This window comes from Gimesia chilikensis (assembly GCF_008329715.1).
Taxonomy (GTDB): Bacteria; Planctomycetota; Planctomycetia; order Planctomycetales; family Planctomycetaceae; genus Gimesia; species Gimesia chilikensis.
This window is the reverse complement of the sequence record NZ_VTSR01000005.1, coordinates 15,555-26,424: the sequence shown is the minus strand read 5'-3', so window position 1 is coordinate 26,424 and position 10,870 is coordinate 15,555. Positions and strand designations below refer to the sequence as shown.

Here is a 10,870-nt window from a genome sequence, read left to right as displayed (position 1 = left end):
TTCGTTCCGTCATCAAGACTGACCCACCGATTTGCAGATCCCGATCAGGAGTTGAAAGACCATGAGACTGTGTCGCTATCAGTTAGATAACCAGATTGCCTGCGGTTTTTATACAGAAGATTCCGTTCTGCCCCTGAGTGCTGCAGCGGACCTGGCGGGCGTCGAGATTGATGAATCTGAGGGACTGATTCCCTTTCTCCCCGGCGGGGCACAGCGGGAAATGATCCTGGTGATCGAGCAGCAGTTGAAGCAGTCCATGGATGAAGAACTCTTTCCGATGTCGATCATGCTGGAAGATGTGCAGTTGCTCGTGCCCGTGCCTGAGCCTTCCAAGCTGCTGCTTCTGGCTGGGAATTATTCAAAACACATCGAAGAAGGGGGCGGCAAAGCCGAAGAGCGTCAGAAGACGTTCCCCTATGTGTTCATGAAGCCTCCAACGACGACTCTCACTCATCCGGGACAGCCGGTGAAAATTCCTGCTGTCTCACCCGATCATATTGACTGGGAACTGGAACTGGGGATTGTGATCGGGAAATCCTGTAAGGGAGTCTCAGAAGCAGAGGCCCTCGATTACGTGGCCGGCTATACCGTGATCAATGATATCTCCGACCGCAAGTTCCGTCCCAACCCGGAGCGGACCCAGCGGGAAAAGGACGGCTTCTTCGACTGGTTACACGGTAAGTGGCACGATACCTTCTGCCCGATGGGCCCCTGTGTCACTCCGGCCTGTGATATTGAAGATCCACAGCAGCTCAAAATGAAACTCTCCGTCAATGGAGAGGTGGAGCAGGATTCGTCTACCGCAGAGATGATCTTTCCCGTGGCAGCGATCGTTGAATTTATTTCCAGCTTTGTACAACTGGAACCGGGTGATGTTATTTCCACCGGAACGCCCAGCGGCGTTGGTGCCTCGAAGAATAAATTCCTCAAACCTGGGGATGAGATGCAAGCCGAGATTGAAGGAATTGGTGTCCTGCAAAACCCTGTTGTTTAAATGCAGGTTCTTGCAGAGAACGGGAGTTGTCCGCCCATCAATCAGCAAGACTGGCCGGTGGGCGGCTTTATTGTTCTCTTTTCGACCACACTTTTTTCAATTCTACAACGGTTTCAAATAGTGGCTCTGCACGGACTTGAGTAAAAAACTCTCTTTAAGCCGAATCTCTGTCATGGTTTAGGCGATTGATCGTCAAATTCTACGCAAATGGCACAGCTATTGCATTTTCCCTCTGATAAGACAGTCAAAGATTTTTTGACTTCTGGTTTCATTCAAACAGGGATGAAGTCAGGCAACAACAGGGTCCTTATCAAGGAGACAAGACCATGAAACGTGCACTGACCATCGCCCTGCTCGTGAGTAGTGTATTTTTACTCGGGGCCACACACACAACCGAGGCAAGGCCACCTGCCTGGAAACGGGCACGTAACAACTATCGTAAATTTGAACGAAATTACCGCCATGCAAGGCGGGATTATCGACGTTCCTACAATCGATACCGAAACCATTACCGCCGACATAATCGCAGGTATAACCATGGTAGTTATTATCGTGGGTACCGTGGTTACCGGGGCGGTTATTACTCACCCGGTTTCGGTTTCTATTATGGATGGTAATCCATATTTATAATAGATCCGCCCTGATCAGGTATTAGCTGATCTTGTCGGGCCGGTTCCTGTCTGACAGGTTCAATTTGGCAAATATTCTCAAGTCTTTCATTCATCTGGTTCGGCCCGATCATTTGAATGGGAGGCTTGTTTTTTTATACCCACTTGATCGGCAGTTTCTGCCGGAATGGCCAGGTTAACTGGCATCAGATTGATCTCGTCTGTTGCAAGACTGAGACGCTTTTTTCTGACCCGCCGCTGGTGCCGGAATCAGCTGTTTTCCTAAGTCTGAATTTAAAAACAGGTTAGGGATGGCTATCTACAGTTTGGGTTTTTGGCACATTTATAGCGATTTTCAGAATCAGAGCAGGCGGACAAGTATGTAATGAGTGAAGGATTCTCAACCGTTCTGCAACCGAGTGCCAGACAAATAGCGAGGATGCTGATTCCAACTCGTCTGTGACACTCAGATGGTTCATTTTTCCAAGGAGCGAAACGATGCAAAAGAGCACAGATACGGTTGATGCAGGCAAACCAGCTACTCCCAAAAAGCGTAAAGGACTGAAGCTGGCACTGTGTATGGGACTGGTACTCGGCGGTACGTTTTTACTGATGCCGACCCAACAGGCTGAAGCAGGCCACGGATGCTATTCCGGTTATGGTGGCTATGGCTATTCTTATCCCAGTTATGGATACCGTGGTTACTATAATTCGTATCCCAGCTATGGATCGGGCGGCTTTTACTACAGCAGTCCTTCCTTCGGGATCGGAATTTACAGCGGTAGCGGCTACCGGGGCGGCTATTATGGCGGATATCGCAGCGGTTACCGAAGTGGATACCGTGGCGGTTATGGACATCGTGGTCATCACCATCACGGCCATCACTAAGGTTGATACTGAGAAAGCTCTCAGATTAGTCCCGTCTTTTAGTGAGACCAGGCTCTGTTTCCAGGGAACAGAGCCTTTTTTCTTGCGCGGTCGGGAACCTGATCAGGCTGAAAACTGTCTCATATCAACAGGCGCCGATCCTCAAATGGTTCGATTCGAGCCCGAAAAACCGTCAAAAAGCATACTGTGGGAGCGATTCCACTCCCAAAACCGGGGATGAGCTGCCAAAAAGATTCAAATGCAGCTTCCGAAACGCTTTAAAACGGAGAACGGGCTCGCTAAAATACCCTTTCCCAATCGGGACGGGCACCCCTAGCTCAATTGGATAGAGCATCGGTTTACGAAACCGAAGGTTGCAGGTTCGAACCCTGCGGGGTGTACTTATTATCTCCTCTTGAGATAATCGCTTACCAACGACAGGCCTTCGTCACTCTGACGAAGGCCTTTTGCGTTTCCGGGGGCGTTCTACGGTTTCGCTGCTTTCACGATGGCATCCGCGATCGCCTGCATTCCCTGGTCACCCGGATGGGCTGCCACACCGGCGTGTTCAAATTTTCGCTCTGCGCGGGCGTAATTCGCTTCGTTCTTACCAAGTTTGCTGATATCGACAAAGGTGCCGCCGGCCTGTGCACAGGCTGATTTCAATGCCGTGTCTTTGGCGGGATTAGACCAGAAGCTGCTGCGGACAATAATCGTGGGCTGGCTCTCTGACTGCACCAGTTTCAGCAACTCATCTACGCTGCTTTTGAAGCGGGTCTGTTCCGCATCTGATTTCAGCTGTGGGACATTTTCACCAATCGCGAGGATCACCAGGTCCGGTTTGAATGAGAACGCATCCTGCAGGTGTTCCTTGAGATTGTAGTCTGCATAGTTTCTTTCAAACGTGGCGATGTTTTTCACCATCGTTTGCGGTTTTTCGGATGGAGACTTCGTCAGTGCTTTGGTCACCAGATGCACATAGTCTTTCTCGGGACCGCTGGCCGCCATTCCCCAGTTGCCCTTCCAGCCAATCTTGGGAGCAGGACCATGCAGGGTGATACTGTTCCCCAGAAACAGGATTCTCTGGAACTGCTTTGCGGGCTGTGATTCTTCCGCAGCGGCAACGATTCCCGAGACTCCGCTGGCGAGAAGGCAACTGAACGTGAGCAGTAAAAGTCGAGGCGAAACGATGCGGGCGCGCTGATCTGACATGATTATTGATCTCTCTGGTTTGAAGTTGTCAAAAGCTGTTTTCACAGAGCTCAGGTGAAAGACCTGGAACGAATCACTCCTGTGAATTTTTAACAGGGACCACCGGCAGGACAATGTGCGAGGGATACTGGCTGTCGTGAAAGATGGTATTGGTTGCGGTGACTTTGCGGCGATAGTCGTTGGCTGGTTCTCCCGTATTGGGATTCACATCGAACCGGGGAAAGTTACTGCTGGAGATGTCCACGCGAATGCGATGTCCTTTCTTGAAACGGTTCGCGCAGGGATCGAGTTTGATGTTGAACTTGTAAGTTTCTCCCGGCGTCATGAAGGTTTCTGTTTTATCCGAATCACGATAGCGGGCTCGGATGATGCCGTCTCCCATGATCAGATCAAAGCCCGTCGGAAAATCAGAACTGGAGGGATACACGTCGATCAGTTTGGCTGTAAAATCGGTGTCGACGGCTGACGAGGAGGCCCACAACTTGACGCGGATGGGGCCGACAACTTCGACATCCTGCTCCAGCGGAGGCGTCATGAAGACCAGCACATCGTTGCGGGCAGAGAGTGGCAGAGAAACGGGCCAGCTCCAAGTGTGCTTGCCACCCCATTGATTCCAGGCACCATCCACCATCAGCGTATTGGAACCGACCACACAACCGCCGACCGTTGGAACCGGGTTACGCGGATCAAATTCAAACGTGGTAGAAGCGGTTTCCTGTGCGGGGACATTGGGAGAGAGCATCCCACCGGGTTGCAGATAGAACTTCACAGGCCGGGCTTGTGGCAGGGGATAGTCCGCCTCATTTCGCCAGTAACCTCCGTGAAAGAGTTTCCCGTCGTCGGTTTTATGGCCATCGCCGGTTCCCATCACGAACAGACGCACCGGACTTTGAAAAGGGGGCTGTTGACCGAAGTCATCATCAGCATCTTTCAGCCAGCGATCAAACCACTCACGTTCACTGGCCAGTATGCCCAAAGCAGCATCCGGACCGAAGTCCACCTGACCGTGTGACTGCCGATGTCCACAGTGTTTCCAGGGGCCCATGATCAAATGAGTTGGCGATTGTTTGGTGCCCTTCAAAGCCATGTATGTTTCGGTGGTGCTACTGCTGAAGAGGTCATACCAGCCACCTACCATCAAGGTCGGAATGTCTTTGTGCTCGTCGACGTATTCGATGATGTTGCTGAATCGCCAGTATTCGTCGTTCCGTCGATGTTCCAGCATTTCGATCAGCATGTTTTCGTACTCGGGGGCGATTCGTAGCGGCGTCATTCCCCTGCGGAGAGGCAGATTGAGCAGATAGTGCTGCCATTGCGCCGCCTGTTCCTCCAGTGCCCGTTTCAATTCGGGATCACGCGACTGACGACTACCGCGGGCGACATTGCCGATGACCCATTTCCAGACCCGCAAGCGGAATGCACCGCCGTAAATCGTGGCACCAATGCCGTGGTTGATTGAGGGATTGGAGGGGATGATCGTAGTCAGGTGTGGCGGGCGGGACATCGCCGCCAGATGCTGGGTTGCACCCACGTAGGAACAGCCCAGCATTCCGATCTTGCCGTTTGACCAGGGTTGCTTTGCGATCCATTCGATGGCGTCATTACCGTCGTCCCGGTCGTCGCTCATCCAGTGCCAGATTCCTTCCGACTGGCCGCGACCTCGCGTATCCTGTCCGACGACGACATAGCCCAGTCGTACAAAATATCTGGATGTGCTGGCGCCCATCCCCGTCTTTCCATAGGGGGTGCGGAAATGGATCACGGGGAATGGTCCTGAGACCGCTTCATCTCCCCGGGCTGGCAGATAGACATCGGTGGCCAGCTTGACGCCATCCCGCATGGGGACCATCACATCCTTCAGCACCTTTACATCGTATGCTTCAGCTGCGGACACAGAGGGGAGCGAACTCAACCCCATAATCAGCGTCAGGCAGACGGTTCCCAAAAGGCGTGTGAGTTTACCGCTGTTGTCTGGGACGCTGCTGTTTGAAAACAGGTAGAGGTAGGTTAAGGGCCGGAGCGTCACTGGCATGTTCAAGTCCCATCCTGTTTGGCAGGTCAAGTGTGGGTTGAGAGTGAGAAACGATCTGTGTGATGACAGATGGCTTCCAGTTTGTTTCTCTCAAGCGTAGCGGAGCCAACGGTGGATCACAACTTGATCCTACCGAAAATATCGCGGGCGAACTTTGGGATTCATCAATTGAACTGTGGTCGCTAGCTGATTATCTGCCGTTTGAGCGATTGCGGATCCATTCCAGTTGTTGTGACTGCTGTTTGGAAAGGGGACCGAGGCTGATCTCACGTACTTCTTCTGGTAACAGGCTGACTGAGACCCCTGCCAGCCCAATGCTGCTTCCGTCCTCGTTATGAAAGTTGCGAGAGATCAATGTCTGATTGATGGGCGGGATGTGGTGATAGGCGAACTGTTGTTTTTGCGCCTCCGCAGGCAGGTCGCTCCAATATTGATTGATGGAAATTTCGGGCCAGCCTGCGCGGGCATCAACGCGGGTACTCAGATTGACGGTCTGGGTTTCTTCCGGCACTTTGGCAAGGTTGACCTTGAGACCCGACCAGTGCAGGAGTTTGATATCGTTTTGAGACGCAAAAGATTCGTTACTGTCAAATTTGAAACCCTGTTCCGGGTGCAGGGCCATGATGTAGTATTCCTCTCCTGCCGGCGGGTAAAGCGTGAACTCCCCCTGGGAATTTGAACGAGTCATCCTGTGCTCGAGCGGATTGCGAATGCGTCCCTGAACCAGAGCCATTTCGTAAGTCTTATAAGAGATCGATTCGGGCACGGAAGTGATCAATACAACTTCGGCATCGGTAACTGGTTTGCCATTGAGATCCACAATCCGTCCGGTCAGTTTATCAGCTGGATCTGGTTGCAGGTCTGCCTCTGTCTGGATGTGGTCGTAGTAGTAATCAGCCCGAGCTGAAAGAGACCCCTGGCTGAACCCATGAAACTGAATTCCCTTACGTAATACCCGGTTCCTGAATTTTAAAAATTCATCCATTCGCCTGGCAGCCATGGCGCCACGGGTAATGTAAAAGGTGGGCTGTACTTTCGAAGGATTTTTCAACTCAGCAAATCTCGTGTTTAATTCATCCCAGGTGATCGGCTGCCGACCGTTGAGTAACATCAGATGTTGCGCGATCACAACGGGGAATTTCTCAATCGCTGGTTGGGCGTCTGTCGTTTCTTCATCAGTGGAATCACTTTGAGCCAGCTCAAAATTCACTTGGGTCTCACCATTCGGGTTGATCTGCACATCCTGCCTGGGCCCTTTGTGATATTGCAGGATGACTTCCACTTTCTGTGGTTTGCCTGCCGGGTCAATATCGATAGCGAGACCCGGGAACAGGGCTGTTCCCCCTGATTCCGTGACCTTGATGGGAACATCCGCGCCGATCAGTTCTATATACCGCGACCTGTCTTCTGGTTCACAGATGACTCTCTGGCGAACGGCGACTTTCGAACCATTCTTAATGGAATACTTTTCAATGACTTCTTGGGAAAACGTGATGCGCAGGTCCCGCCGATCGGGAATCACAAATTTCTGATCCTGTCCTGCCTGGATGTTTTGTACAATCCCCCGCCGGCCATCGGGGGCCTCGATGACAAACAGGTATTGGGCATCCGTCGTCATCTCTGTCAGTTCATACCGACCCGTCTGGTCTGTCTTCGTTAAGGGGCTGCCCCAGTAGGTGCCTTTGCCAGATCCGGAATAGGCGTTGGGACGCTGGCCGCCAAACTGATGCTTGAGGTAGAGCTTTACACCTGCGACCGGCTGTCCCGCTTCATCCAGGATCCGCCCCGTCGTTTTCTGACTGGCTTTCAGCGTGATCGTACTGGTGCCGTCTGCTTCGACGAGAAGTTTCTTCGACTGACTGGGCTCGTATCCGGGGGCTGAGACTTTGACATCATACGCGGTGTCAGCCAGATGGATCAGTTGAACGTTTCCCTGCTCATCTGACTGCAGGGGATAATTCGGTCCACCTGCTGAGCCTCCCCAGTTTGGGTGAATCACAATGGTTGCACCTGGGATCGGCTCCCCCTGCACATTATGGATTTTGAGCTGATGTGCATGTCCGGGTTTGAGGATCATCTTCAAATCATTGCGGGAAACGCCCGCTTTCAGGGCCCCGACATCCAGGCGAACCGGGGCATATTGCTCGGGATGATAAAAGAGTACCAGAGGTCCCTCGGGGAACAAACCTTCAAAGGTGTCTGTAAAGTGGCCCACCGTTCCATAAACCCCCGGACTCCTATGCAGGAGCAGGCCCTTTGATTTAACAGGAGATCCATCTTCTAGCAGGATATTGCCTGAGACTTTGACCCGTTCTGCGGTTTTTTTGGCTCGAGGTTTTGGGGGTGTTTGGGAGGCTGTTTCAACGGGATTCAAGGGGACGTCAATAATCCCGATGAATTCATAAGGACGTGCCTGGAATTCGAAATGATCGAGATCTTCCAGTTTGAGATTCTTGAAATAGGCCCGGTATGTAAAGTAGCTGTTCTGGGAGATACTGGAATTGGCAGACTGTGAGGTGCGGTGTTCTTTCCCTGTCTTGTCGACGGCGATGATACGAACCTGACGATCGTGGTTATCGTGCGTTGCCACCACAACAATACGGTCCTGTTGCTGATAAGGACCGGACATCTGCATGTGGTACGTTTCGCCTGAACCACCCGATTCTGAAAGGCCCCGATCTCCATAGGTGTTATCTGCGGGGAGTCTGATCTTGGTGTCCCAGGAACCGCTGGCGACTTTAAAACGCAGGTTGACTGCTTTTGCCTGACGATTAACAGAAAACACGTAAGCGAATACATCGGGTGCCAGCTGTTGCCTGCCATTGAAAACAGTCGTGGCTTGAGAGGAGAGCGGAAATTTGTTTTCGCCTTCCCCCTGAGGGAGAAAGAATTCACAGCCCACCGACGAATTCTCAGGCAGATCTTGAAAGCGATAGATGACCTGACGCTGGACTTGATTCTTTCCCCGCGGTAATGAAGTATCTCGAATTTGATAAGGAATTGAGTCCAGGGCTCGGCCATCGCTGGTCCACCAGTGTTGAGGCGTCTCTGCATACGTGCCCAGTGTCAGCAGCTCTAATTCCGCCGGTGCTGTTTGAGTGTCTTTGAAGATGAGCGATGATTCATCGGAAGTGGAATTTCTAACTCCCGGCGTTTTCTGGAATGCCCAGATACCGGGGCCCGATAGGAGAGCCAGGGTTAATACGCCCCAGAAGAAACCTCGGGACAGCCGGAATGGTTCGGACAATGGTTCCCCGAACAGTCGAGCGACACGCCGACGAACTTCAGAGGGTGAGGCACCACTGACGGCTAGGGAAGCCAGATCTGCGGTCTGGGGATGTTGGGGGTGTGCCAGTTCCAGAACGCGCAGTAAGGCGCTCGCATAGTTGACCCGTTGGGCGTGCTGATCACAAGGCTCATGATTGCAGGTCATTTCATCACAACAGAACTCACGCAGTACGTTGATTTTGCGATTCATATACCAGAGACCGGGGTTGAAAAACAGAATGGTCTCCGCCAGACGCTGTAAGAGGTTGATCCACATGTCCCAGCGTCGGATGTGCGCCAGTTCGTGTGTCAGAATCAGTTCCAGCTCGGCCGGGTTGAGGCCACTCAGCATGGACGTGGGCAGCAGAATCAATGGGCGGAAAAGTCCAACGACAGTCGGCACGATGAGTTCTTTCGTTTCTGCAATCCGGGGAGCCAGTTTGAGAGACCACCGGAAGGCGAGCGTGCTGACGATTTCCACCAGAGGGCCTTCCGTGATTTGTATCGCGCGTGAGCTCAAGCGGTTCACCTGCAGCATCGAACGCAACAGGCGGAACAGCATGATGCTGACTCCCAGCAGATAGCCGCCTGCGATCCAGGGCAGGTAACGGTTCCAGTGCCACTGAGAAATGAATGAACCTGCCTGTTGCTCGGGCAGGGGAGAGAACCGTTGCGCTGTTTCTTTTGATTGAAGGTCGGGCGCTGGTGCTGTCACGGGGAGAGCAGGCGTAAAAGTGTGGTCACCTGGTTTCTCTGCAGGCGTCACAGTCGGGACAGGAGTCGAACGAGGCGCGGAGATCAGAGTCACTGTGGAATTGACGGATGTTGTACGAAGCATGACGTAATAAAAACTGAGCGGCAGACTGGCCAGACCGATTAACAGGGCTGCGAGGTGAAAACCATAACGCTTTTCGACGCGGACGCGTTTCATGAACCAGTCCGCAGTGCATACGAACAGTGCGATCACGGTCCAGATCCACAGCGAATGCAACAGTGTCAGACAGAGCCAGAGACTGAAGTCCGGATGAAGAAAGAAAATGTCGTTCATTTTTCCTGCTCCCGTGCTTTGCGTGTGATGAGTTTGCGTAACTCGGTCATCTCGGTGGCATCGACATTGCTGGTTTCCAGCAGATTCAACATCATCGCCGAGGGAGAGCCATCAAACAGACGTGACAGCAGATCATTCATGATGCCACCGGCGACATCCTCTTTCCGGACCCTGGGGGAAAAGTGAAATGATTTGCCCACTTTTTCCCGGTTGAGAAATCCTTTATCAAACATGATATTCAGCATCGTGATCACAGAACTGTGTGCCAGTGGACGCTGTGCCTGAGTTTCCAGGCGAGCCCGTACTTCGCGCACAGGGAGCGGCGATTCGTCCCAGAGCACTTTCAGGATTTCCAGTTCCAGTTGAGTCGGGTGTTCTGAACCAGGGCGTGCCATGGTGATTGGTCCTGTGTTTGACGTAGATTTGAAGGGATTGATACACGGTGATATCGGAATAACATCTAAATAATTAGATGATCCTAATCGATGAGTGCTGGTTGTCAATCTTTTCTTCTAAATAATTAGATGATTGGGTGGCGTTGATGTTCAGAACCGGGGGCTTTGGGCTATAGTTGGGAAAACTGAGGGAATCTCTTTCCCCACCAATCCTCGAAGGGACTCAGGCTGGATTGATCACAGAATCGAGGTCTGTCTCCTTGAACAGATTTCTGCGATCTGCTCCCAGCTTTTGCAAAACGAAACCGGAGGTAAGGGGTTAGATAGACAGGTTTTAGTCAAAACTCAGCAAACTTTCAGTTTTTTCTCGTGTCTCATTCCGTTTTGTCGTAAAGACTTAATGGCGGAGTGCACCCTCCCGTTCTAGAATAATCCTGCAGGCGTTCT

At 52.1% G+C, this 10,870-nt stretch carries 7 protein-coding genes and 1 tRNA gene; 4 read left to right on the top strand and 4 right to left on the bottom strand.

The features are described 5' to 3' along the window. The first annotated feature begins 61 nt into the window (after positions 1 to 61). The 4 genes from FYZ48_RS04335 to FYZ48_RS04320 all read left to right on the top strand — a co-directional run bounded on the left by FYZ48_RS04335 (position 62) and on the right by FYZ48_RS04320 (position 2,870). Positions 62 to 994, top strand: coding sequence for a fumarylacetoacetate hydrolase family protein (locus FYZ48_RS04335; protein ID WP_149337907.1), 933 nt, complete (start codon positions 62 to 64; stop codon positions 992 to 994). A 326-nt stretch (positions 995 to 1,320) separates the two neighbouring features. Then, on the top strand, positions 1,321 to 1,611 hold the full coding sequence (locus tag FYZ48_RS04330; protein ID WP_149337905.1) for a hypothetical protein: 291 nt from the start codon (positions 1,321 to 1,323) through the stop codon (positions 1,609 to 1,611). A gap of 489 nt (positions 1,612 to 2,100) precedes the next feature. Then, positions 2,101 to 2,490 carry a hypothetical protein gene (locus tag FYZ48_RS04325; RefSeq protein ID WP_187781865.1) on the top strand — a complete coding sequence of 130 codons (390 nt, stop codon included), beginning with the start codon at positions 2,101 to 2,103 and terminating at the stop codon, positions 2,488 to 2,490. 306 nt (positions 2,491 to 2,796) lie between these two features. Next, a tRNA-Arg gene (locus tag FYZ48_RS04320) sits at positions 2,797 to 2,870 on the top strand. A gap of 85 nt (positions 2,871 to 2,955) precedes the next feature. Here FYZ48_RS04320 and FYZ48_RS04315 read toward each other — a convergent pair. From FYZ48_RS04315 to FYZ48_RS04300, 4 genes are all read right to left on the bottom strand, one after another. Further along, positions 2,956 to 3,681 carry an SGNH/GDSL hydrolase family protein gene (locus tag FYZ48_RS04315; RefSeq protein ID WP_149337903.1) on the bottom strand — a complete coding sequence of 242 codons (726 nt, stop codon included), beginning with the start codon at positions 3,679 to 3,681 and terminating at the stop codon, positions 2,956 to 2,958. A 73-nt stretch (positions 3,682 to 3,754) separates the two neighbouring features. Next, the gene (locus FYZ48_RS04310; protein WP_149337901.1) at positions 3,755 to 5,713 is read right to left on the bottom strand and encodes a CocE/NonD family hydrolase; all 1,959 of its coding nucleotides are present in this window, start codon (positions 5,711 to 5,713) and stop codon (positions 3,755 to 3,757) included. Positions 5,714 to 5,903: 190 nt separating this feature from the next. Next, positions 5,904 to 10,028: a M56 family metallopeptidase gene (locus FYZ48_RS04305; protein ID WP_149337899.1), complete on the bottom strand. Its 4,125-nt coding sequence runs from the start codon at positions 10,026 to 10,028 to the stop codon at positions 5,904 to 5,906. Then, positions 10,025 to 10,423, bottom strand: a complete 399-nt coding sequence (locus FYZ48_RS04300) for a BlaI/MecI/CopY family transcriptional regulator (protein WP_149337897.1) — start codon at positions 10,421 to 10,423, stop codon at positions 10,025 to 10,027. The genes FYZ48_RS04305 and FYZ48_RS04300 overlap by 4 nt, the downstream gene beginning before the upstream one ends. Between the last annotated feature and the right edge of the window lie 447 nt (positions 10,424 to 10,870).

Coding starts and splice junctions, on each gene's coding strand:
- FYZ48_RS04335 (WP_149337907.1), top strand. CDS start 62: ATGAGACTGTGTCGCTATCAGTTAGATAACCAGATTGCCTGCGGTTTT.
- FYZ48_RS04330 (WP_149337905.1), top strand. CDS start 1,321: ATGAAACGTGCACTGACCATCGCCCTGCTCGTGAGTAGTGTATTTTTA.
- FYZ48_RS04325 (WP_187781865.1), top strand. CDS start 2,101: ATGCAAAAGAGCACAGATACGGTTGATGCAGGCAAACCAGCTACTCCC.
- FYZ48_RS04315 (WP_149337903.1), bottom strand. CDS start 3,681: ATGTCAGATCAGCGCGCCCGCATCGTTTCGCCTCGACTTTTACTGCTC.
- FYZ48_RS04310 (WP_149337901.1), bottom strand. CDS start 5,713: ATGCCAGTGACGCTCCGGCCCTTAACCTACCTCTACCTGTTTTCAAAC.
- FYZ48_RS04305 (WP_149337899.1), bottom strand. CDS start 10,028: ATGAACGACATTTTCTTTCTTCATCCGGACTTCAGTCTCTGGCTCTGT.
- FYZ48_RS04300 (WP_149337897.1), bottom strand. CDS start 10,423: ATGGCACGCCCTGGTTCAGAACACCCGACTCAACTGGAACTGGAAATC.